Genomic DNA, 24,053 nt, shown 5'->3' with positions numbered 1-24,053 from the left:
GGAATGCACTCTCTCCCCAGTGATATGCATCATCTACTAGCTGCTTTGCTGTTTAACGCAAAGAGTTAAATCAAACATATCTTTGAGCGGGTGAGAAAGCGCTTTTCACGGCCATTATCGAGCGAGAACATACCGCCGCGCCCTGGCACAACATCAATGATCAGTTCAGTGTGTTTCCATGCCTCATATTGCGAACCGCTGATATAAAATGGTGCGCCGCCGATTTCGCCGAGCTTCACGTCAGCGTCAGACAGCAGCAAATCGCCCTGCGGATAGCACATCGGCGATGACCCATCGCAGCAACCGCCAGACTGGTGGAACATAATCGGTCCATATTCAGCCTGCAATTCAGCGATCAGCTCCAGCGCTGCATCGGTCGCTGTGACCTGCTGTTGTTCCAAGACTTGCGGCATGGTTCCTCCTCCCACAGAGCGCGTTTCGATCTGATAAAATCAGATCGGCGCTCTACAGTCTTTTGCTTGAAGCATAATCTTATCGATCCTCACTCCGCTCCGGTCGGATTATGCTATACAAAAGCCGCCGCATTGCTACGGCGGCTCTGATGATAGTATGGACCGATTACTGCGTCAGGTCCATAACCACGCGGCCTTCGATCTGGCCTGCGCGCATTTCATCAAAAATCGCATTAATATTGTCGATCTTATCGGTGCGGATGGTCGCCTTAACTTTGCCATCTGCTGCAAAGTCGATCGATTCCTGCAAATCAAGACGCGTACCAACGATGGAGCCGCGCACGGTCACACCATTGAGCACCATGTTGAAAATCGACAGCGGAAATTCGCCAGCCGGAAGACCATTCAATGCGATTGTTCCGCCACGCGCAGCCATGCCGATGGCCTGCTCAAAAGCCTTAGGCGAAACAGCCGTCACGAGCACGCCCTGAGCTCCACCGTCAGTTTCTTTCTTGATATAAGCTGCCGGATCATTATGCGTCTTGGCATTGACCGTGACCGTCGCACCAAGCCTGCGCGCAAGATCAAGCTTCTTGTCATCAATATCAACGGCAGCCACATTAAGCCCCATGGCCTTGGCATATTGCACCGCCATATGGCCAAGCCCGCCAATACCGGAAATCACCACCCAGTCGCCCGGCTTGGTGTCGGTGACCTTGAGGCCCTTATAAACCGTCACACCTGCGCAGAGGATCGGCGCAATTTCGTTAAACTCGATGTTTTTTGGCAAGTGGCCAACGAAATTCGGGTCGGCAACCACATAATCAGCAAAGCCGCCATTGACTGAATAGCCAGTATTGAGCTGCTCTTCGCAGAGCGTTTCCCAGCCACCAAGACAATGCACACAATGACCGCAAGCCGTGTAAAGCCATGGAATACCGACGCGATCGCCTTCCTTCACATGCTTGACACCCTTGCCCACGGCAGAGACAAAGCCGACGCCTTCATGACCCGGAATGAATGGCGGGTTTGGCTTTACCGGCCAGTCACCTTCAGCAGCATGAAGATCGGTATGGCACACGCCGGATGCCTGAATTGCTACCTGAATCTGACCATCGCCCGGCACCGGAATTGGCACTTCATCAATGGTCAGCGGTTTGCCAAACTCGCGAACCACAGCAGCTTTCATTGTCTTAGCCATTTCGAAAACATCCTTCTGTTTTATATCGCGCATCTTTTCCAGAAAACCGCTTCACACTTTTCGGGATGCGCTGTAAAGGGTCGGATTGGCAGGCACCGTGGCCGGCCAACCCGACCCTTTCCTGGGAGGAAACAAGGAAAACGGCCCGGGATTGAATATCCCGGACCATTTTGTTCTTTTAGAAGAAGCCAAGCTTCTTCGGGCTGTAGCTCACCAACATGTTCTTGGTCTGCTGATAATGGTCGAGCATCTTGAGGTGGTTTTCGCGACCGATACCCGACTGCTTGTAACCGCCGAATGCCGCGTGCGCCGGATAGGCGTGATAGCAGTTGGTCCAGACGCGGCCAGCCTGAATGGCGCGACCAAAGCGATAGGCGCGTGTGCCGTCACGCGTCCAGACGCCGGCACCGAGGCCGTAAAGCGTATCATTGGCAATCGCGAGCGCTTCGGCGTCGTCTTTAAAGGTCGTGACCGACACAACAGGACCGAAAATTTCCTCCTGGAAAATCCGCATCTTGTTGTTGCCCTTGAACACGGTCGGCTTGACGTAATAGCCACCTGCGAGATCACCGGCCAGCTCATTGCGTCCACCACCGGTCAGCACTTCCGCGCCTTCCTGCTTGCCAATATCGATATAGCTGAGGATCTTCTCAAGCTGCTCGCTGGAGGCCTGCGCACCGATCATGGTTGCCGGATCAAGTGGATCACCCTGCACGATGGCTTCAACGCGCTTCAGTGCCCGTTCCATGAACTTGTCGTAGATCTTTTCATGGATCAGCGCACGGCTTGGACAGGTACAGACTTCGCCCTGATTAAGCGCGAACATCACAAAGCCTTCAATTGCCTTGTCGAAATAATCATCATCTTCGGCTGTCACGTCGGAGAAGAAGATGTTTGGCGACTTGCCACCCAGTTCCAGCGTCACTGGAATGAGGTTCTGGCTGGCATATTGCATAATGAGACGGCCAGTCGTCGTTTCACCCGTAAAGGCGATCTTGGCGATGCGCGGGCTTGAGGCCAGCGGCTTGCCCGCTTCAAGACCAAAGCCATTGACCACATTGAGCACGCCATCAGGCAACAAATCGCCGATGACTTCCATCAGAACGAGGATCGAAGCAGGTGTCTGTTCAGCAGGCTTGAGCACCACGCAATTACCGGCAGCAAGGGCTGGTGCGAGCTTCCACACAGCCATCAAAAGCGGGAAATTCCATGGGATGATCTGGCCGACAACACCGAGTGGCTCATGGAAATGATAAGCAACCGTATCGTGATCGATTTCGGAAATGCCACCTTCCTGCGCACGGATTGCACCGGCAAAATAGCGGAAATGGTCGATGGCCAACGGCAGATCGGCATTGGTGGTTTCTCGTATCGGCTTGCCATTGTCCCATGTTTCGGCAGCCGCGAGCTTTGGCAGATTGGCTTCAATACGATCAGCAATCTTGTTGAGGATCACTGCGCGTTCAGCAGGGCTTGTTTTGCCCCAGGCCTCTTTTGCTGCGTGCGCTGCATCAAGGGCTGCTTCAACATCCGCCGCTTCAGAACGCGCGACTTCGCAAAGCACCTGACCATTGACCGGCGATGTATTTTCGAAATAGCGGCCCGACTTGGGTTCTACCCATTTGCCGCCGATGAAATTGCCATAACGTTTGGCAAACTCCGGCTTTACGGAGCGATGAAATTCAACCTTGTTCATGGTATTCCTCCCGAAATTCAACGCCGCTCCTACGGCGTTTCAGACACAATGTGGCGCGGCTCTTGGGAGGAGTCATCCAGCGCCCCGTAATATGCTGCATCAATGTGTCTCAATAATGAGACATATTGGAAAAACTAATTTGGCCGTGTGATTTTAAGGCGATTAAGCTTACGATGAAGCGTGGCACGGCTGATGCCCAGAAGCTTGGCTGCCGATGAAACATTGCCTTCGGCACGCGCGATGGCACGGAGAATGACGCTTCGTTCAGACTCTGCCATATCCTCACGCGGATCGGCATTCCAGCCAAGAAGATCAGCCGCAGGCAAGGCGGTCGCAAGAGCATCATCGGTCAAATCGAGCGAAAGGCGGGCTGCGCGCGTGGCACCGATCACCAGATCGTCTTTATCAACCGCAATCAGTGCGCCGCCGGTGCGGTCAGCACTTGGGGCCAGCATAATGCGCGCATCCGGGAAAGCCTGCCGGAAATTCTCGGCTTCAATCCGCCGTGCAGCGTCAATGACCGCGACTGAAATCAGTTGTACGAAAGCCTCTGTCAGATCACTGCGACAGGACGAAACATCAAGTGCCGCCATCAGACGGCCCTGATGGTCATGAATGGGTGCTACCGTGCAGGAAAGTCCAATATTGCGCGTATGAAAATGCTGGTCACGATGAATGGTCAAAGCGCGCTGTTCGGCAAGACAGGTGCCAATTCCATTGGTGCCCTCGACCGCTTCGCTCCAGACCGCACCCGTCCATAGGCCCCAGTCATAAAACGTATCGTCGTCACCCGCCGCACCACGGCGCTCAACCGGCACGCCTTGACTGTCAGCCAGAAGCACGCAGCAGCCCACGCCACCAACCGCCATATAAAGGCGGTCCATGCTGGCCTGTGCAATGCTGATCACGCGTTCCATACGCTGACGCGCATTGCGCAATTCATGATCGGAAAGCGTTTGAACAGCCCCCACTTCCGCAGGATCAAGCCCATAGAGGCGCGAAGACCGTCGCCATGAGGCGACCAGCGCCGAACGCGCTGCACCGCCCGTATCTATCGCGGACTGAATGCGGTCAGCATGAATTCTGTCTTGCGGTGCACCCATGTTTTCCTCCCAGAAAGGCTGGAAACCGCCGAATGGAAGGATAATGACTTTTTATAGGACAGGTTGCAAGCGAACGGTTACGCGACTTTGGTAGCTTCGATAAAAGTTTCGAGAGCAGCAACCTCGTTTACGCTCAAACGCAAGCCAAGCTTGCTACGGCGCCAGAGAATATCTTCTGCCGTATGCGCCCATTCATGCTCTATGAGATAGCGCACTTCAGTCTCGTAAAGATCGCTGCCAAAATGCTGTCCAAGCTCGGCCAATAACGTCGCTTTTCCCAGCAGAACGCGCGCGCGGGTTCCATAAAGCTTAAACAGGCGGCGGGCATGGAGTGCTGACAAGAACGGATAATCCGCTTTTAGCTTTTCAAGCTCCTGATCGAAAGCCGTTGCTTCAAAATCACCGCCCGGCAGAGAGGCTGCATGGGTCCATGGCGCGCCCTTTTTGCCCAGATGATGCTCGATCTTCTCAAGCATATGTTCGGCCAGTTTGCGGGCTGTGGTCAGCTTACCGCCAAACACATTGATCAGTGGTGCGGCACCCTGCGGCGCATCTTCTTTGAGCACATAATCGCGGGTTGCTTCCTGTGCCTTGCTGGCCCCGTCATCATAGAGCGGGCGCACGCCGGAATAGGTCCAGACAATATCCTCTCTGCGCACCGGCTCGCGGAAATATTCGCTTGCCGCAGCACAGAGATAATCGGTTTCCTGGTCGCTGATCGCAACTTTCGCCGGATCGCCCTTATAATCCTGATCTGTGGTGCCAATCAGCGTGAAATCATCCTCATAAGGAATAGCGAAGATGATGCGGCCATCATTGTTCTGGAAAAAATAGGAGCGCGGGTCGGAGAACTTTTGATGCACCACGATGTGGCTGCCCTGCACCAGTCGCACATTGTGCAGTTGGCGATCACCTTCGACACCTTCCAATACCTTATCCGCCCATGGACCGGCAGCATTGACCAAGAGACGCGAACGAAACTCTTCGCGCAGTCCTGTATCTGTGTTTTCAAGCGTTACCGTCCATGCTTCATGGTCGCGGCGCGCCGAGACCACCTTTGCACGCGTGCGGATCATCGCACCACGATCAGCCGCATCGCGCGCAGTCAGCGCTGTAAAGCGCGCATCATCCACCCAGCAATCGGAATATTCGAAAGCTTTGGTGAAAAGCGGCTTCAACGGTGCGCTCGAGGGATCGGTGCGCATATCAAGTGTGCGCGTGGCTGGCAGCTTCTTGCGGCCACCTAAGTGATCATAGAGAAACAGGCCAAGACGCAAAAGCCATGCCGGGCGGACTCCGCCCTTATGATAAGGCAACACAAAACGCATCGGGTGGATCAGATGCGGCGCGTTGGCCCAAAGCACCTCGCGCTCCATCAGCGCTTCGCGCACCAAGCGGAATTCGTAATGCTCCAGATAGCGCAAACCGCCGTGAATGAGCTTTGTGGCACGCGACGAGGTGCCACTTGCCAGATCGTTCATCTCGGCAAGCCCAACGCTAAAGCCACGACCAACCGCGTCTCTTGCGATGCCGCATCCATTGATGCCGCCGCCAATTACGAAAATGTCAAATATTTTATCTTGTGCCATGGCGAAACCTGAAGATCCTCTCCGATCACCAAAGCGAATATAATTGATTTAATACGAAAGCAAAACGAAAATGAAACGAAACTACGATTCTTTCTGTTCTGCGAAGGCTTCTTTCACCGTTTCGATGAGTTCGACCTCATTTTCACGGCACAAATCGCGCAATTGCTGTGAGGGGCATCGATCAGTGATGAAGCTGTGAACCTGCGAAATATGTCCGAGACGAACGGGCGCTGCTCGCTCCAGCTTGGTTGAGTCGCTCACCAGAATGACGTGGCGCGCATTGGCGATGATCGCCTGTGCCACCTTCACTTCGCGGAAATCAAAATCCAGCAGCGCACCATCCTCATCGATTGCCGACGCGCCGATGATTGCGTAATCGACCTTGAACTGCCGAATGAAATCAACCGCCGCCTCCCCGACGATACCGCCATCGGACGCACGCACAACGCCGCCAGCAATAATGACCTCAATCTCGGGATAAACGCGCAGGGTATTGGCGACATTGATGTTGTTGGTGATGACCATCAGATTGTTATGATCAATGAGCGCGTGGCTGACAGCCTCGGTGGTCGTGCCGATATTGATGAACAGCGACGCACCATCGGGAATCATTTCAGCGGCCGCACGACCGATGAGCTCCTTTTCATGCGCTGCAATGCGGCGCCGCGCTTCATATTCCATGTTTTCCACGCCGGATGGATAAAGCGCACCACCATGAATGCGCCGTAGCAAACGCGCCTTGCACAGATCATTGAGATCCTTGCGCACCGTCTGCGGCGTTACATCGAAAACACTCGCCAGATCATCGACGAGAACCTGCCCCTGCCTGCGGGCGATATCCAGAATTGCATTGTGACGAGGGGTAAGCTGCATTTTGTTCCCGGCAACAGAATTGTTCTTATAACAGGTTCGTAATTTCGCTGTTTTGCTAAAGAAAGCAACCGCTTGATGAAAAATCAGGGAGAAACTCATTGTCTCTCCACACCGCTTGTTGATTTTTACAATCCATCAGACACACACCCTACTCTTTCTTCTGGGTGCGCATAAACCTAACTTATTCGAATTTTGAAAAATATACTCATTTCCTCAAACAACGCGACCCCGTCAAAATGCAGCTGTTGGATAATGCCGCATTTTTTGTTTGTGTATTCATGTTCGAATATTGGACAGGCCTTCATTCTGCGTTCAATTGAGTTCCATACATCTGATGGAGCTTGCAGACAACTTCCGTTCGATTTGCAGCCCCGATCTTTCGCATGATATTATGAACATGCGCTTTTACCGTGCCTTCGCTCATTCCAAGTTCAAAAGCGATAATTTTATTGGACTTTCCTACCCTGATTGCATGAACGACCTCAACCTCACGCGCAGTCAGCAGTTCCCCCAGCACATCATCATCCATATTCTGCGCCGCAGGTTTCATGAGCATGGATGCAGGCACATACATGCCACCGGCCATTGCAAGATGGATCGCTTCCACGCAAATCTTTATATCAACCGATGTTGGGATATAACCGCGCGCGCCCAGTTCCATAGCGCGGAGTACCTGCTGCCACTCTTCGCGCTCAGCAAGAAGGACAACGGGTATCGGATGCCAGGCTTTGACTGTCGCCTCAATTTCGTCAGAAAAAAAAGGATCAGCAAGCCGCTTTGAACCAATATGCATGAGAACGACGATTGCGCCGTTTAACGGCATATTCTTATCGACTGCGGCATAGCTGACGACAGGCAGTTTAAACCCGTTCATCACCAGCCCATTGAAGAGGCACTCACGCTCCAGATTGCTTTTGCAGACCAGCATCAGATGAGGCTCACTCTGCACAGGCAAACCGGCCGCATATTCTCGGTCCCTTATTCTTGCGCCGCCGATAACCGAAGTTCCATTCCCTGCCCCATCGGGGGCGGCCCATAAAGACAGTTCCCTAACTTCAAACATTGCTTTAGTTTCCCCTGTTACTCAGGTTTGCATTCAACGCAAAACACTAGGCATGACAAAAACTACGACAGTTTATTCTGGTTTTTATTGCTAATCATGATGAAGACTGGTCTAAATATTGCTATTGTTAAATAAACGTGTCATTAACTTATGTTAGCGTTTTATAAAAAAATAAGCTGACCATAAGAACGACTTCGGGAACTGAAAGTTATAAATTCTATAACTTTCGTGGGGCATAGGCGGCGGATGCAAAGTGGGAACCAAAACACCACAGCCCTCATGATTGACGGCTTGGTCAGCTTATTGGAATCGCCTCCAATTCTGGCCAAACTCAACCTGCAGGAAAAAGAAACTCTTCTGTCACTGACAATCACCGAAGCCAGTTACCCGGCCGATGCCGTCATCATCAATCAGGGCGCGTCGGTCCGCAGCATCCATCTGGTGCGTTCAGGCTGGGGATGTGTTTATCGTGACCTTTCGGGTGGCGAACGTCAGATCATCGACTTTCCGATGCGATGTGATTTTATTGGGCTGAGAACCGCTGACGGCTATAGTTACAACACGATTAAGACAATCACCCCGATGTCAGCTTACGAGATACCGCTGACGTCGCTTGGAGAAACCATCTGGAAAATGCCGCGGCTCGGCATGATCTTCATTGAAATGCTCTCAAGACAACGCGCTATGCTGGTGGAGCATCTGACCAATGTCGGATGCCGGAGCGCTTTTGTCCGCACAGCACATCTTTTGCTGGAGCTGGCAGACCGCGTACGTGCCTGCGGTATGAGCGAGGAACCGGACGCGTTTTACTGCCCCTTGACGCAATACCAGCTGGCTGATGCGCTTGGATTAACGCCAATTCATCTCAACCGCATGCTGCGCGAACTGCGCGAAGAAGGACTTTTAATATTCAAGGCGTCAAAAGTCGAAATTCTCGACAGGCCCAGGTTGGTCGAAATCGCTGAATATAACGGGGAGTTTATGCGGATGTCAGTCTTCGGCAAATCAAACTAGAGCATTTCCAGCAAAAGTGCGAAGCGGCTTTGCGTGGGATAATGCGTGAAAATAAATAGATAGGGCATTTCCAATGATCCAGTCAAAACAGGAAATGCTTGAGGGCATGTCGAAGGGGAGAAAATGGTCGGAGCGAGAGGATTCGAACCTCCGACCCCCTGATCCCAAATCAGGTGCGCTACCAGGCTGCGCTACGCTCCGCGACCATAAAACCAAGACTCTATCGTCCGGCTGTGAGCGGCTTATAGCGCCGCTCTTTTGAACCCGCAAGGGGAACATCCCGCTTTTTTTCAGCTATTTTTGCCTGTCACCTGATTAGCTGGCTTATCGATGCAAAAACAGGTGCTTCTCCTGCGCCAAAAGCCACAAAATCCGGGTTCGCAAAACCTTTGACCGTTCCATCAGAACGCGCGCCATAGATCATCGGTTTGCCATCAAATGTCGTCGTCATGCCACCTGCCGCGCGCAGAACGGCGTCACCGGCTGCCGTGTCCCACTCCATCGTCGGACCGAAGCGTGGATAAAGATCAGCCTCGCCACGTGCGATCATGCAGAATTTGAGTGATGAGCCGACAGAAACACATTTGCCACCGTGATTGCGTTTCAGAAACTCTTCTGTTTCAGGCGTCAGGTGAGAGCGGCTACAAACCACTACCTTTTCAGGCGGTGCAATGCGGACAGCAATCGGACGCCTGCTGATAATCTGATGATCGGCGGACGTCACCACTTCCTGCGCACCGTCACGGCCACCCACATAAAGCAGGTTGCGCACCGGGGCATAGACGAGGCCCAGCACCGGCACGCCATTCTCAATGAGTGCGATATTCACCGTAAAATCGCCATTACGCAGCAGAAACTCACGCGTACCGTCAAGCGGATCAATCAAAAAGAATGTCTCACCCAGCTGTTCTGGCAGACGCCCTGCGGCGGCTTCTTCCTCGGCCACCACCGGAATGCCCGGTGCGAAAGACGCAAGGGCAGAAAGGATAATCGCTTCTGCCGCGTGATCTGCTTCCGTTACCGGCGATTGATCCTTCTTGGAATGAACCGCACAGCCATCCGTGTAATGTTTGAGAATGACGCGCCCCGCCTCAAGGGCTGTATCCTCAAGTACTTTGAGCAAAGCTTTGCTGTTTGGATCGGCTTTGGGGGAGGTTGCTGTTGTCATTTCTCAAATCGACCAGGAATCACTGCCATAGCTGCCGATAATACCACGTTCGGCCAGATACTTTTCCACCTCCGCAACGAGTTCGTCAATGTGACGTCCTGCGGTGTGAAGATGCAGCTCCGGCGAAAACGGCGCTTCATAGGGCGAATCGATGCCGGTGAAAGCCTTGATCTCGCCACGCAGAGCCTGCGCATAAAGCCCCTTCGGATCACGCGCCATGCATTCTTCAATCGGCGTATCGACAAAAATTTCGATGAATTCACCCTCAGGCAGAAGCGAACGCACGCGATCGCGTTCTGAACGGAAAGGCGAAATAAACGACACCAGCGTAATCAACCCGGCATCGGCCATAAGCCCCGCTACCTCGCCAACGCGGCGGATATTCTCGGCCCGGTCTTCATCAGAGAAGCCAAGATCGCTGTTAAGGCCATGACGGACATTATCGCCATCCAGCAGATAGGTGTGCTTGCCCAACGCATGAAGCCGCTGTTCAAGCCGGTTGGCAATGGTCGATTTGCCAGAAGCAGACAGGCCTGTGAACCAGAGCACCGCTGGTTTCTGGAATTTTTGTTCCGCACGCGCTTGTTTATCAAGATCGAAAGCCTGCAAATGCACATTGGTTGCCTGACGCAGCGCCTCTTTGATCATACCAGCGCCCACCGTCGCATTGGTGAGACGATCAATCAGCACGAAAGCACCCGTCACGCGGTTGTCCGAATAGGGGTCGAAAGCAATCTGATCCGCTGTTTGAAGATGGCAAAGACCAACTTCATTCAAATCAAGCCGTGTCGCCTCTTCTCGCGCGAAACTATTCACATCGGTGCGATATTTAATCTCGCTGATCGTCACCGGCGTCTGGTCGGTTTCGGTGCGCAGCAGATAGGAGCGCCCTGGCTGCAAGACTTCTTCGCCAAACCAGACGATATTGGCACTGAAACGGTCGGCCACTTCCGGGCGCGATTCTGCACCCACAAGCATGTTGCCGCGAGAGACTTCGATCTCGTCTTCCAGCACAATCGTAACCGCCTGCCCCTCGGTTGCACGGGCCAAGTCGCCGTCATAGGTGGCAATGCGTTTCACCTTCGATTGCTTGCCCGACTTTGCGACCACGACCGTATCACCTGCGGCAATTGAACCGGAGGCAACGGTGCCGGAAAAGCCCCGGAAATCAAGGTTTGGCCGGTTCACATATTGCACCGGAAAGCGAAAAGGCTTGCCGACCGCATCCCCATCAAGACGCACCGTTTCCAGATGTTCGAGCAGATACGGCCCTTCATACCAATGGATTCGTGGGGAATGGCTGCTGACATTATCGCCAAAGCGCGCTGAGAGCGGAATTGCCTGAATGCTGGCAAAGCCCAAATCTTTGGCGAAACTCATATAATCAGCGACAATGCTGTCAAAAGCGCTTTGCGAGAAATCAACCAGATCGATCTTGTTGACCGCCACCACGATATGCCGGATGCCCAACAGCGAAGCAATGAAGCTATGACGGCGTGTCTGTGTCAACACGCCCTGCCGCGCATCGATCAGCACCACCGCCAGATCAGCGGTTGACGCGCCTGTTGCCATGTTACGCGTGTATTGCGCATGGCCCGGCGTGTCGGCCACGATGAATTTGCGGCGCGGCGTTGAGAAAAAGCGATAGGCCACATCGATGGTAATGCCCTGCTCGCGTTCGGCTTCCAGACCATCGACCAGCAGCGCGAAGTCAAAATCGTCGTCCGTGGTGCCGAACTTGCGGCTGTCATTCTTCAGCGTGGCCAGCTGATCCTCAAAGATCAGCTTGGTGTCATAAAGCAACCGCCCGATCAGCGTGGATTTACCATCATCGACTGAACCGCAAGTGAGAAAGCGGAGCAGCGTCTTGCGTTCCTGATCGGCGAGAAAATCGCTCACAGCTGCACTTGTTACAGAAGACTCTAATAAGGCGTTCATCAGAAATAGCCCTCGCGCTTCTTCTTTTCCATGGAGCCCGCCTCGTCACGATCAATGGCGCGGCCCTGTCGCTCGGATGTGCGGGCGATCAGCATTTCTTCAACAATGTCAGAAAGATTGGTGGCACGTGATTCAATCGCGCCCGTCAGCGGATAACAGCCAAGTGTGCGGAAGCGTACCAGCCGTTCCTCGACCGTTTCGCCGGGGCGCAAAGTCATGCGGTCATCGTCGACTTTGATCAACATGCCGTCGCGCTCGACCACAGGGCGCTTTGCTGCAAAATAGAGCGGCACAATCGGGATATTTTCCTGCAAAATATACTGCCAGATATCGAGCTCGGTCCAGTTGGAAAGCGGGAAGACGCGGATCGATTCACCCTTTGCAATGCGGGTATTATAGATCTTCCACATTTCCGGCCGCTGGTTCTTCGGGTCCCAGCCGTGCTGCATATTGCGGAATGAAAAAATGCGCTCCTTGGCGCGCGACTTTTCCTCATCGCGGCGCGCACCGCCAAAGGCGGCATCGAACTTATATTTATCGAGAGCCTGACGGAGACCAACCGTCTTCATGACATGGGTATGGACGTTTGAGCCATGCGTGAATGGACCAACACCATCCCGCACGCCATCTTCATTGATATGAACCAGCAGCTCAAAACCCTTTTCGCGCGCCTGTGCATCGCGAAATTCGATCATCTCGCGGAATTTCCACGTCGTGTCGACATGCAGGAAGGGGAATGGCGGCGGCGCGGGATAGAATGCCTTCATCGCCAGATGCAGCATAACGGAGGAATCCTTGCCCACCGAATAAAGCATGACCGGATTTTCAAAGGTCGCGGCAACTTCGCGAAAAATATGAATTGCTTCTGCTTCCAGGCGCTGAAGATGTGTCAGGTTTTTGGTCAGGGATGCATGATGCACGTCTGTTTCTCCCGGGAAACCGGCTTAATCTTAAATAAACTGGCGGGAGGATGGCGCGAGCCTTGGTCCGGCGCAGATGTGGCTAAGCCACTGTGAGCGCATTGTCGTGAAAGACAGAACAAAAGGAAAAGTATGCTATCGCGTATTGCGAGGGCGTTAAGCGAAAACGTGCCTGTTTTAAGCCCGTTGGAGGAAGAAACTTGCGCTGAAGCGAAAAGTCAAATCCTGGCTCAAGTTACGGAAAATACTACAAATTTTATAGTATTAAGCTAAATTCTGAAGGGCATGAACATCCTTCGAACCAAACCGCCGAAGGATTAAGAGCCGTTATAGAAGACCAAAAGTGCGTGCCTTGGCTACGGCCTGCACCTTGTTGACCGCAACAAGTTTGGAGAGAACATTGCTGATATGAAAATTGACTGTTCGGGTCGAGATGCTGAGAATTGTTCCGATAATCTCGGCGGTCTTGCCTTCGCTTGTCCAACGCAGAATTTCACGTTCGCGCGCGGTGAGATTAACCTCGCCTACACAATTGATGCTTGGAACATCAAGATGCTCATACATGGCAAGATGGAGAAGATTGGCAACGACCTGCATCTGTCTGCGCAGCATGGAGACCTCACCTTCTGAAAGTGAAGGCTTTTCCCGCAGAAATGTGAGAATCCCAAAAACGCCCTGCGCTGCCCAGCTTGGCTGCGAAATAGCCGACCGCAGACCAAACTCCTGCGCGTCCGCCCATATCTGGGGTGCTTCCGCAAACAGCCTTTGCGACCATACCAGCGGTTCAATGCTGTTCATTCCACGGCGCACAACGGGATCAATTTCGACGTATTTCTTTAAAGCATAATGTTTCTGCCAAGCCACTGGCGTCGTCTCATAGCGTATCCAGCGCGAAATGCTATCAAGAGACGGTACGCACATTGCATAAGACACGTAGGAAAAGCCCAACTGTGCTGCATAGGACTTGATATGCTCGAACAAATCATCCGCACTATCAGATGACTGAAGCGTGTCGTAAAAAACTTCGCAATTCATAGCTGGAATCCTAATATTGTTTCGATGAACCGGATTATTCACGTGAATTTTATTCAAGCAGGCACATTCTGGGCCGAATGGATCGACCAGGAAAAACAAATATCAATTTTTTTAGGATTCTATGGCGCCGGAACCCGTATGTGTGTTTATAGACCACAATACCGTAAGCCACCTGTTCAACATAACATATGATTCTCGGACCATCTACCTATAACTATTATAATATCCTACGATAATAACATAAAACAATTATTTATTACGGGTATTATCGGACTTTAGTAAATACAAATACAAATATTACGCATTGCAAGATCTAAATTAGTATATCTTTAATATATGCGGAAAAAATCCTTCTCAAGGAGAATTCCATTCTAATTGAAACAGAGATTCTCGATAAACCCTTTAATTTTAAGCATAATTTTATCGCACCTCGTTTCACTCCAAAAAGAATTATGCTCTCGTTTAACGAGATGGATGTAGGGTCATTTGCTTAAATATGGGGAGACAGGGTGAAGGAAATGCTTTTCGTTTTCGAGATTTTTTGACAAACGAGCCGAGCAGATAGACCAGAATCTCCGAACATAAAAAGGAACTGATGCTCTTCTGCATCAGGCCACTCGACCTAGATTAGAATGGCTTCAATCTGATTGGAGCAATTAAGCACTTTAATCATTTATTTTAACGCGCATCTTTCCCGAAATGCGCATCACTTTGAAGCAACTCTCTGCGCTCATTTCGGGTTCGAAGTCATTCCTGTTTTGATTGAAACATTGGAAATGCGCTAGGCTGCCGCTTCAACCGGCTCCGGTGCCTGACCGGGAATGTAATTGAGGATCGGGCCAAGCCAGCGCTCGACCTCCTCAACGCTCATGCCCTTGCGGTTCGCATAATCTTCGACCTGATCACGTTCCACCTTTGCAACGCCGAAATAATAGCTTTCCGGATGACCGATATAGAGGCCCGACACGGACGAGCCCGGCCACATGGAATAGCTTTCCGTCAATTCGACACCAGTTTGAGCCGTTGCATCGAGCAGTTCGAACAGCGTCTTCTTTTCGGTGTGGTCAGGCTGTGCCGGATAGCCCGGTGCCGGACGAATACCCGCATAACGCTCGTGGATCAGATCGTCATTCGACAGATCTTCACCCGGCGCATAGCCCCAGAACTCGTTACGAACGCGCTGGTGCATCAGTTCGGCAAAGGCTTCGGCGAAACGGTCCGCCAGTGCTTTGACAAGAATGGACGAATAATCGTCATGCGCGCGTTCAAAGCGTTCGGCAATTGCCACTTCCTCAATGCCTGCCGTGACGACGAAGCCGCCGACATAATCCTGCTTGCCGCTATCGGCAGGGGCCACAAAATCGGACATGGCGACATTCGGACGGCCATCGCGTTTTGATAATTGCTGGCGCAATGTGAAGAAGGTGGCTAACTCTTCCTTGCGGCTTTCATCGGTAAAGAGACGGATATCATCACCCACCGTATTGGCAGGCCAGAAACCGATTATGCCACGCGGTGCAAACCACTTCTCATCGATGATCTTTGCAAGCATGGCCTGCGCATCCGCCCATAGCTGACGCGCTGCTTCGCCCTGCTTTTCATCTTCAAGAATGGCAGGATAACGGCCCTTCATCTCCCATGTCTGGAAGAATGGCGTCCAGTCGATATAACGCGCAATCTCTGCGAGATCATAGTTCTCGAAGGTCTTGGTGCCAAGGAATGTCGGCTTTGGCGGCGTGTAGTTGTCCCAGTCGAGCTTGTGGGCGTTTTCGCGTGCGCGAGCCAGCGGCAGACGCTTCTTTTCCGCCTCGTTGCGGGCGTGCGCGGCTGCGACCTTGGCATATTCAGCACGAATACCTTCAACATAGGCATCCTTGTTTTCAGGCGACAGCAGATTGGAAACAACGCCCACTGCGCGGCTGGCATCGATCACATAGACCGCCTGTCCCTGCTCATAACGCGGATGGATTTTTACCGCCGTATGCACACGGCTGGTCGTAGCGCCACCGATCAAAAGCGGCACATTGAAGCCTTCGCGTTCCATTTCAGCCGCCACATGCACCATCTCATCCAGCGATGGTGTAATCAGCCCGGAAAGGCCGATCACATCGACATTTTCCGCCTTTGCGGTTTCAAGGATTTTCTGCGCTGGCACCATTACGCCGAGATCAATGATCTCGTAATTGTTGCAGGCGAGGACCACGCCGACAATGTTCTTGCCGATGTCATGCACGTCGCCCTTCACGGTAGCCATCAGCACCTTACCGGCGCTCTGGCGACCTTCACCACCGCTCAGGCGCTTTTCTTCTTCCATGTAAGGCAAAAGCACAGCCACTGCCTGCTTCATCACGCGAGCGGATTTAACCACCTGCGGCAGGAACATCTTGCCCGAACCGAACAGATCGCCAACCACATTCATCCCAGCCATCAGCGGGCCTTCGATAACATGCAGCGGACGTGCAGCCGCCTGCCGCGCTTCTTCGGTATCGGCTTCGATATATTCGGTAATGCCGTTGACCAGCGCATGTTCAAGACGTTTCTCAACCGGCCATTCGCGCCAGCTCAAATCCTGAGCCTTGGCCTCCTTAGTGCCACTGTCACGAAAACGCTCGGCGATTTCAAGCAGTCGCTCCGTTGCGTCATCGCGGCGGTTCAGCACCACATCTTCGCAGGCTTCACGCAATTCGGGATCAATCGTGTCATAGACCGCCAGCTGACCCGCATTGACGATGCCCATATCCATGCCAACCTGAATGGCATGATAAAGGAAGACGGCGTGCATTGCTTCGCGCACCGGCTCATTGCCGCGGAACGAGAAAGACAGGTTTGAGACGCCGCCCGAAATATGGACGTGCGGCAAGGTCTCGGTAATCTTGCGCGTGGCTTCGATGAAATCGACGCCATAATTATTGTGCTCGTCAATGCCGGTCGCAACCGCAAAGACGTTCGGATCGAAGATGATGTCTTCGGGCGGGAAGCCCACCTGCTCGGTCAAAATCTTATAAGCGCGGGTACAGATTTCGACCTTGCGCTCTTCCGTGTCCGCCTGTCCGGTTTCGTCAAATGCCATGATGACAACTGCCGCACCGTAAGCACGCACCAAACGCGCATGATGCAGGAAGGCTTCTTCGCCTTCTTTGAGCGAAATCGAATTGACGATGGGCTTGCCCTGAACGCATTTCAGGCCAGCTTCAATCACGTCCCACTTAGAGCTGTCGATCATCACCGGCACGCGCGCAATATCCGGCTCTGCCGCAATCAGGTTGAGATATTCAACCATGATTCGCTGCGAGTCGATCAGACCTTCATCCATGTTGATGTCGATGATCTGAGCGCCGTTCTCCACCTGATCACGCGCCACATCAAGCGCCGTCGAATAATCACCAGCCTTGATCAGCTTACGGAAACGGGCCGAGCCCGTGACGTTGGTGCGCTCGCCAACATTGACGAAAGGAATATCCTTGGTCAGCGTGAAAGGCTCAAGGCCCGACAGGCGCATCAGTGGCGGCACCTTGACCGGCTTGCGCGGCGGATGCTTGGCAACAGCCGCGGCAATTGCGCGGATATGATCCGGCGTTGAACCGCAGCACCCGCCCACCACATTGACGAGACCTTCGCGCGCAAAATCTTCGATTTGGGCTGCCATGGCTTCCGGGCTTTCGTCATACTGGCCGAATTCATTCGGTAGACCAGCATTCGGATAGGCACAGACAAATGTATCGGCAATGCCAGCAATTTCTGCGAGATGTTCGCGCATCGCATTGGCACCGAGTGCGCAATTCAACCCAATGGTGAAAGGCTTGGCATGGCGCAATGAATACCAGAACGCCGTTGGCGTCTGGCCTGAAAGCGTGCGGCCCGAAAGATCGGTGATCGTGCCGGAAATCATCACCGGCAGATGCACGCCCTTCTCAAGGAACACTTCTTCGGCTGCAAAGACAGCAGCCTTGGCGTTGAGCGTATCGAAGATCGTTTCAATCAGAATAATGTCGGCGCCGCCATCAATCAGTCCGCGGATCTGATCGGCATAGGCAAGGCGCAGATCATCGAAAGTGACCGCACGATAGCCGGGATTGTTGACATCCGGTGACAGCGATGCAGTCCGGTTTGTGGGCCCCAAGGCACCAGCAACAAAGCGGCGGCGACCGTCTTTTTGCTGCGCACGAATTGCTGCGCGACGTGCCAAGCGCGCGCCATCACGGTTCAGCTCATAGACGGCATCTTCCATGCCATAATCAGCCTGCGCGATGGTGGTCGAAGAAAATGTATTGGTTTCAAGAATATCAGCGCCAGCCATGGCATAAGCATAGTGAATTTCTTCAATCGCCTTTGGCTGGGTGAGCGTCAGAAGGTCGTTGTTACCCTGAAGCTGGCAATCGCAGGCCCCGAAGCGCTCGCCGCGAAAATGCTCTTCGTGAAAGCCTAACCCTTGAATCTGCGTACCCATGGCCCCGTCGAGAATCAGAATGCGCTCACTTGCGGCCTGGGTCAGCGCAGCAAGCACTTCCGAACCGTCCGGCTTTGCTGCCGTTGAACCAAAAAGATTATCAAGGGAAGACGTCATAGGGGATTACCGCCTGTATTCTGATACGCTTCATCGCTACAACACCACCCGAAATCCGCAAAGGATTTTCTGAAAACGCGATGCGCAGATTGCTTTCTTGGGCGCATACCTGATCGCTCTGAGCGAACGGACCGCACATAAGAACCGCTTAATGACATAAACATATCTTTATGTCAATTATGACGGCGCGCTTTGAGCGAACGTGTCCACCTTCACCGAACTGTTGCCAGCTTGAAGAAAAAGTGAGTTTTGTGAGCCACCTACCCGCCACATTGCGGGAGCAAAATCACGTCAGGGACGTTGATAAAAACCACTTTATCAGGGAGAAACCGATGAAGAAATTTGCATCTTCCTTCTTCGCAGCGTGTCTGTCACTCGGCATAGGCGTGCCTGGTGTCACTGCAAGCGCCAATGCTGCGCAACCAACAACACTTACAGCCCCAGCCGTCAGCCATGGTGCACAGGCTCCAATCGAGAATGTTCAATATTACGATTATCGTGGAGACCGCCGTCATTGGCGACACCATCACCCGCGTTATCGGGATGGATACAGGCCGCATTACCGGAATTGGGGGCCACCACCGCCACGCTACCGTCATCACCCACCGCGCTATCGCCCGGCACCAGTCTATCGCGGCGGCGGCAATGCGCATGTACGCTGGTGCTATAACCGTTATCGGTCTTATCGGGCTTACGACAATACGTTCCAGCCCAATTACGGCCCACGCCGCCAGTGCTACTCACCATATATCTAAACAAAGAAGCCCCGGAAATCCGGGGCTTTTTATGAGCATATATCGCAAAAATCAGGTTACGAAAGCACCAATAGAAGCAGCGACGAGACCGATGGCGATAGCGATCATGACGCCATAAACACGCGGCTTATCAAAAAGCACGGCAAAGGCAGAGAACCAGCCCACCACCGCCGCACCCAGTGCGAAAAGAAAGCCGGGCTTGTCGCCATGATAAAGATTGGCTGCCATCAGCGCGCCGACAATCAGCGCACCAAAAACGATCATCAGCCCTGTGGCATAGCGTTCGTAATCGTCCATCTCAAATTCCTCGTTCCGATCACATCAAACGCGCGCCGGAAGGTATTGCTCAATCATCTGGCCATTTAAAGACATGACCCATGGTCGCGCCCATGGCGGCTGTTTCCACACAATCATTATTTGCTGCGTTCTTCAACCATTTCGCAACACCATCCGCAGCAATTGTTGCGAATTATGCTATATCGTTGTTCATGGATTCGACCGGTATCAACATATTCGACACGCCTATCGGCCCGTGTGGCATGGCCTGGCATGAGGGCAAAATAATCGGCGTGGAAATCGGCGATGCCGATGAAAACGAAACGCGTTATCGGCTTCAGTCGCGTTTTTCGGATACAGAGGTATCCAACCCGCCCCCTTATGTCGCGGAAACTATCGATAAGGTTCGTGTGCTGCTTGAAGGTGGCGATCCAGACTTTTCGCAGACGCCGCTGGCGCTTGATTCTGTGCCGGACCTCAACCGAAAAGTCTATGAAATCCTGCTGAAACTGAAAGCGGGTGAGACCATCACCTATGGCGCAATCGCACGCAGGCTTGGCGATGTCAGTCTTTCGCAGGCCGTTGGCTATGCGCTCGGCAAAAATCCATTTCCGATCATTGTGCCCTGCCATCGGGTTTTGGGGTCCAATGGCAAGATCGGCGGCTTTTCGGCTGCTGGCGGCACAGTGACCAAGCTGCGTCTGCTCAATATCGAACGCGCCAGAACATCGCTCGAACCCGACTTGTTTGGTGGCCTTCCGTTGCAAGCACCACCGCAGATTGATTAACTCTTGTCGCTCACGACATCGGCAGAAAAACGCAGTTCACGCATCGGGCGCACATATTGCGTGGCTGCGTCGTAGGTCGGATGGTTTTTATAAGCGAAAAGCGCTTCTTCATCCTTGAACTCGGCATAAACAACGAGATCAATCGCGTTGCCCATCGGGTCTACCTTGGAATTCGGCAGAACTTCAAATACGTCCGAATAAGGAATGGTGCCCAACTGCTCCAGACCCTTACGGACGACTTCGACATCCTGATCAGACTTAACGCTGAAGAAAACAATGTGGCGGATCACGTCATGTCTCCAAAAATTATTGACGCGTATCTACCTCATCAAGCCGACAAGCAAAACCACAAAACGCTTATGCCTGCGATTTAACACGCCGCCAGGCGAATCCACCCTCCTGCTGCACCGAACCGCGACCGGGCTGATAATAGCCGGGCGTATCCACAAGTCGCTGTTCGCCAAGGCGGGTTTGTGCGACTTTGTTGGTCACTTGCAGACTGTCAAAACCCGTGCGCAGCATAAGAGCTGCCTGATCGATCAACACGTCGCCCGTTGCACGCAATTCACCCGCAAAACCTGCGCGGCGCAAAACTTCTGCTTTTGAGTAGGAGCGACCATCATTGAAAGCTGGAAATTGCAGGGCAATCACCGGCAGACTGTCGAGACGATCAAGCAGTGGCTCGATCTTCTCGCCCGGCGTAACCAAAACACCAATGCGGCGATTGGAGGCGCGAAGCAGTTCTTCATCAAGCCCCAGCCAGATGGCCAGAGGGATGATGATTGCGGGTGCATCGCCTGCGGTTTCAAGATCATCCGCAAAAATATAATGGTCTTCACGAAAGCCCTGCTCGGACCAAAGTTTGGTTTCGCTCATTTCTGGTCCAAAGCTCCAAGGTTTTTCAAGCTGTCCGTGAGGCCGGTCAGATGGATGCCGCATTCGGTCTTTTCCGATCCAGCCCAGCGTCCGGCGCGCTGATGTTCACCATCATTGACTGGACGTGTGCAGGGCATGCAGCCGATGGACCGATAGCCCTGTTCTGTCAGCGGATGCACAGGAAGGTCATGGGATTGCGCATAGGCACGCAAATCGTCCGAACTCATGCGCGCAAGCGGATTGATGCGAATGCGCGGGCCGACCGATTCAAAAACCGGCAAAGCATTGCGGGTCGAAGCCTGAAACTGCTTCCGGCCTGTCATCCATGCACGATAAGGGGCGACCGCGCGCGCCATCGGCTCGACCTTGCGAATGAAACAGCAGTGGTCCTTGTCGGTCATCGACAATGCGCCGAACGGATCATCCGCTTTCACGCTTTCCTCAAGCGGCAGAATGTCCTGCACATCGAGAAGACCCAAACGCTCTGCAAGATCATGCCGATAATCAAGCGTTGCGCGAAAATGCTTGCCCGTATCGAGAAACAGAACCGGGATGGCCGGATCAACCTTAGAAATCATGTGCAGCAGCACAGCCGATTCCGCACCAAACGATGAAACGACAGCAATTCCGCCTTCGAACAATTCTCGCGTGCTGAGCGCAATCACCTCCTGCGGGGTCGAAGCGCCATGGCTTGCCTCCAGCAAACGGGCCTGCGCCTGAGCACGTTCATCCGCATCAAGCTGCACGGCTCACCTCGCCATAGAGCGCGCGTTTAAAGGGCTCCATACCAACACGGCGATAGGCAGCGATAAAGGTTTCATCCGCATTTTCACGAAGCCCAAGATAGGTATCGACAACGGTTTCAATCGCATCGACCACTTCTTCGGATGAGAAGCCGCGTCCAGTAATGTCGCCAATCGACGTATGCTCATCGCCGGAACCGCCAAGCGTGATCTGATAAAGTTCTTCGCCCTTCTTCTCAACGCCCAGAATACCGATATGGCCGACATGGTGATGACCACAGGCATTGATGCAGCCGGAAATCTTGATCTTGAGATCACCGATTTCAAGCTGTCGCTGCTGATCCCCAAAGCGCTCTGAAATACGCTGCGCGACGGGAATCGACCGCGCATTGGCCAGCGCACAATAATCGAGGCCGGGGCAGGCAATAATATCGGTGATCAGACCGGCATTGGCCGTCACCAGACCATCCGATTGCAACAGATCATAGACGGCCGGCAAATCAGCCTTGGCAACATGCGGCAGAACCAGATTCTGCTCATGGCTGACGCGGATTTCATCCGACGAATAGGTCTGCGCTATATCCGCAACCAGCTCCATCTGCTCGGCACTGGCATCGCCCGGAATCCCACCAATCGGTTTCAGCGAAATCGTGACGACGGCATAGTCCGGGTTCTTATGTGGCGTAACATTACGCTTGGTCCAGGCGGCAAAATCGGCGTCGGATTTCTGCGTGACCGCCAGAATTTCCCACCCTTCGGGACGTTGCGGAAGATCCGGTATCCGGAAATAGCTTTCAATCGCATCAATGTCGTGCTGCGGCAGCCGCAAATCACTGTAACGGATCTGTTCCCATTCAGCGTTAATCTCCTGAACCAGCGGCTCGACGCCGGTTTCATGAACGAGGATCTTGATGCGTGCCTTATATTTGTTATCGCGGCGTCCATAGAGATTATAGACACGGACAATCGCTGTCACATAGGTCAGCATGTCTTCGACCGGCAGAAAATCGCGGATTTTCTTGGCAACCATCGGCGTTCGCCCCTGCCCGCCGCCAATATAGACGGCAAGGCCAAGTTCACCCGCTTCATTCTTTTTAAGCTGCAAGCCGATGTCATGCACCTGAATGGCCGCACGATCATGCTCGGAGCCAACAATCGCAATTTTAAACTTACGCGGCAGATAGGAAAATTCCGGATGCAGCGACGACCACTGACGCAGAATTTCTGCAAAGGGGCGAGGATCGGCAACTTCATCAGCGGCTGCACCAGCAAAGTGATCGGCCGTCACATTGCGAATGCAATTGCCAGAAGTCTGGATCGCATGCATTTCGACTTCGGCAAGCTCTTCGAGAATTTGCGGCACATCTTTCAGTGCTGGCCAGTTGTACTGAACATTCTGACGGGTCGTGAAATGGGCAAAACCCCGATCATAATCCCGCGCAATGGAGCCAAGCCGGCGCAGCTGGCGGCTCGACAATGTGCCGTAAGGGATCGCAACACGCAGCATATAGGCATGCAATTGCAGATAAAGACCGTTCATCAACCGCAGCGGCTTGAACTGATCTTCCGTCAATTCGCCAGAAAGGCGACGCCCGACCTGATCCTTGAACTGTGCAACACGGGCCGCAACAAAATCGCGGTCAAATTCATCATAACGATACATAGTGATTTCCGATATTCAGATCAGGAAGCTTGCTTTAACGGTCTTTTAAGCATGGCTTTATCCCAAAACCGGTTCCCACTTTTGGGAGCCATGCGATTGACCAAGCGTAATAATGGTGGGGCCGGAGAGCCGGATGCGCTCACGCAGGCGAATGGGATAAAGCCCTTCGTCGCGCTCTTCGACATCAATGACATTCACATCGACAACCAGATTGGCTTTCGCGGCAACCTTGCCCGCTTCTTCAAGCGCGGCTATCGCTTCTGCGTGGCGCGCAACCAGTGAACCATCAATGGTTTCCTGCCATGATCCGTCAGCACCAAGCCACACGGCCTGTCCATCAATGAGCCGGTTTGCGGTGAGAACTTTTACAACCAT

Annotated in this window: 21 protein-coding genes and 1 tRNA gene; 3 read left to right on the top strand and 19 right to left on the bottom strand. The window is 53.1% G+C overall.

Translation table 11 applies throughout. The features are described 5' to 3' along the window. Nucleotides 1-65 precede the first annotated feature (65 nt). From ABE530_RS01265 to ABE530_RS01235, 7 genes are all read right to left on the bottom strand, one after another. Complete coding sequence (locus ABE530_RS01265; RefSeq protein ID WP_265982771.1) at nucleotides 66-413, bottom strand: DUF779 domain-containing protein; 348 nt, start codon at nucleotides 411-413, stop codon at nucleotides 66-68. Between the two features lie 166 nt (nucleotides 414-579). Then, the gene (adhP, locus tag ABE530_RS01260) at nucleotides 580-1,614 is read right to left on the bottom strand and encodes an alcohol dehydrogenase AdhP (protein ID WP_499693343.1); all 1,035 of its coding nucleotides are present in this window, start codon (nucleotides 1,612-1,614) and stop codon (nucleotides 580-582) included. A 178-nt stretch (nucleotides 1,615-1,792) separates the two neighbouring features. After that, complete coding sequence (gene adh / locus ABE530_RS01255) at nucleotides 1,793-3,310, bottom strand: aldehyde dehydrogenase (protein WP_265982769.1); 1,518 nt, start codon at nucleotides 3,308-3,310, stop codon at nucleotides 1,793-1,795. A 134-nt stretch (nucleotides 3,311-3,444) separates the two neighbouring features. Then, nucleotides 3,445-4,413, bottom strand: a complete 969-nt coding sequence (locus ABE530_RS01250; RefSeq protein WP_499693342.1) for a GAF domain-containing protein — start codon at nucleotides 4,411-4,413, stop codon at nucleotides 3,445-3,447. Between the two features lie 77 nt (nucleotides 4,414-4,490). Continuing rightward, on the bottom strand, nucleotides 4,491-6,002 hold the full coding sequence (glpD, locus tag ABE530_RS01245) for a glycerol-3-phosphate dehydrogenase (protein ID WP_499693341.1): 1,512 nt from the start codon (nucleotides 6,000-6,002) through the stop codon (nucleotides 4,491-4,493). A gap of 81 nt (nucleotides 6,003-6,083) precedes the next feature. Next, nucleotides 6,084-6,875 (bottom strand): DeoR/GlpR family DNA-binding transcription regulator, encoded by a 792-nt coding sequence (locus ABE530_RS01240; protein ID WP_265982765.1) that lies wholly within the window; start codon nucleotides 6,873-6,875, stop codon nucleotides 6,084-6,086. Between the two features lie 301 nt (nucleotides 6,876-7,176). Continuing rightward, nucleotides 7,177-7,938, bottom strand: a complete 762-nt coding sequence (locus ABE530_RS01235; RefSeq protein WP_265982764.1) for a response regulator transcription factor — start codon at nucleotides 7,936-7,938, stop codon at nucleotides 7,177-7,179. A gap of 246 nt (nucleotides 7,939-8,184) precedes the next feature. On the opposite strand from ABE530_RS01235, the gene ABE530_RS01230 reads away from it, so the two are divergent. Continuing rightward, nucleotides 8,185-8,952 carry a Crp/Fnr family transcriptional regulator gene (locus ABE530_RS01230; RefSeq protein ID WP_499693340.1) on the top strand — a complete coding sequence of 256 codons (768 nt, stop codon included), beginning with the start codon at nucleotides 8,185-8,187 and terminating at the stop codon, nucleotides 8,950-8,952. A gap of 124 nt (nucleotides 8,953-9,076) precedes the next feature. Here the strand turns inward: ABE530_RS01230 and ABE530_RS01225 are convergent. The 6 genes from ABE530_RS01225 to metH form a co-directional block, all read right to left on the bottom strand. Further along, a tRNA-Pro gene (locus tag ABE530_RS01225) sits at nucleotides 9,077-9,153 on the bottom strand. Between the two features lie 106 nt (nucleotides 9,154-9,259). Further along, the gene (gene cysQ, locus ABE530_RS01220; protein WP_499693339.1) at nucleotides 9,260-10,120 is read right to left on the bottom strand and encodes a 3'(2'),5'-bisphosphate nucleotidase CysQ; all 861 of its coding nucleotides are present in this window, start codon (nucleotides 10,118-10,120) and stop codon (nucleotides 9,260-9,262) included. A 3-nt stretch (nucleotides 10,121-10,123) separates the two neighbouring features. Next, a complete protein-coding gene (cysN, locus tag ABE530_RS01215) occupies nucleotides 10,124-12,058 on the bottom strand; it encodes a sulfate adenylyltransferase subunit CysN (protein ID WP_499693338.1) in 1,935 nt (644 codons plus the stop codon). After that, a complete protein-coding gene (gene cysD, locus ABE530_RS01210; protein ID WP_265982760.1) occupies nucleotides 12,058-12,978 on the bottom strand; it encodes a sulfate adenylyltransferase subunit CysD in 921 nt (306 codons plus the stop codon). The genes cysN and cysD overlap by 1 nt, the downstream gene beginning before the upstream one ends. 327 nt (nucleotides 12,979-13,305) lie before the next feature. Then, nucleotides 13,306-14,013, bottom strand: a complete 708-nt coding sequence (locus ABE530_RS01205) for a LuxR family transcriptional regulator (RefSeq protein WP_265982759.1) — start codon at nucleotides 14,011-14,013, stop codon at nucleotides 13,306-13,308. A 781-nt stretch (nucleotides 14,014-14,794) separates the two neighbouring features. Next, on the bottom strand, nucleotides 14,795-18,577 hold the full coding sequence (gene metH / locus ABE530_RS01200; protein ID WP_499693337.1) for a methionine synthase: 3,783 nt from the start codon (nucleotides 18,575-18,577) through the stop codon (nucleotides 14,795-14,797). A gap of 332 nt (nucleotides 18,578-18,909) precedes the next feature. Between metH and ABE530_RS01195 the strand changes: the two genes are divergently transcribed. Next, nucleotides 18,910-19,332, top strand: coding sequence for a BA14K family protein (locus tag ABE530_RS01195; protein ID WP_265982754.1), 423 nt, complete (start codon nucleotides 18,910-18,912; stop codon nucleotides 19,330-19,332). Between the two features lie 51 nt (nucleotides 19,333-19,383). Here ABE530_RS01195 and ABE530_RS01190 read toward each other — a convergent pair whose 3' ends face one another. Then, on the bottom strand, nucleotides 19,384-19,629 hold the full coding sequence (locus ABE530_RS01190; RefSeq protein ID WP_134153770.1) for a hypothetical protein: 246 nt from the start codon (nucleotides 19,627-19,629) through the stop codon (nucleotides 19,384-19,386). A gap of 191 nt (nucleotides 19,630-19,820) precedes the next feature. On the opposite strand from ABE530_RS01190, the gene ABE530_RS01185 reads away from it, so the two are divergent. After that, nucleotides 19,821-20,396, top strand: coding sequence for a methylated-DNA--[protein]-cysteine S-methyltransferase (locus tag ABE530_RS01185; RefSeq protein WP_265983826.1), 576 nt, complete (start codon nucleotides 19,821-19,823; stop codon nucleotides 20,394-20,396). On the opposite strand, the gene ABE530_RS01180 is transcribed toward ABE530_RS01185, so the two are convergent. From ABE530_RS01180 to ABE530_RS01160, 5 genes are all read right to left on the bottom strand, one after another. After that, the gene (locus ABE530_RS01180; protein ID WP_499693336.1) at nucleotides 20,393-20,686 is read right to left on the bottom strand and encodes a Dabb family protein; all 294 of its coding nucleotides are present in this window, start codon (nucleotides 20,684-20,686) and stop codon (nucleotides 20,393-20,395) included. The genes ABE530_RS01185 and ABE530_RS01180 overlap by 4 nt on opposite strands. Nucleotides 20,687-20,753: 67 nt before the next feature. Then, complete coding sequence (locus ABE530_RS01175) at nucleotides 20,754-21,272, bottom strand: DUF934 domain-containing protein (RefSeq protein WP_499693335.1); 519 nt, start codon at nucleotides 21,270-21,272, stop codon at nucleotides 20,754-20,756. Further along, the gene (locus ABE530_RS01170) at nucleotides 21,269-22,018 is read right to left on the bottom strand and encodes a phosphoadenylyl-sulfate reductase (RefSeq protein WP_499693334.1); all 750 of its coding nucleotides are present in this window, start codon (nucleotides 22,016-22,018) and stop codon (nucleotides 21,269-21,271) included. The genes ABE530_RS01175 and ABE530_RS01170 overlap by 4 nt, the downstream gene beginning before the upstream one ends. Further along, entirely contained in the window at nucleotides 22,008-23,678 is a 1,671-nt protein-coding gene (locus ABE530_RS01165; RefSeq protein ID WP_499693333.1) for a nitrite/sulfite reductase, read from the bottom strand. Before ABE530_RS01165 ends, ABE530_RS01170 begins: the two co-directional genes overlap by 11 nt. Before the next feature lie 57 nt (nucleotides 23,679-23,735). Next, nucleotides 23,736-24,053, bottom strand: coding sequence for a DUF2849 domain-containing protein (locus ABE530_RS01160; RefSeq protein ID WP_499693332.1), 318 nt, complete (start codon nucleotides 24,051-24,053; stop codon nucleotides 23,736-23,738).

Origin of the sequence: Brucella sp. TWI559 (genome assembly GCF_039674265.1) — a bacterium.
Lineage (GTDB): Bacteria > Pseudomonadota > Alphaproteobacteria > Rhizobiales > Rhizobiaceae > Brucella > Brucella chromiisoli.
The sequence above is the reverse complement of the archived record's forward strand: the minus strand, read 5'-3'. Positions and strand labels throughout refer to the sequence as shown.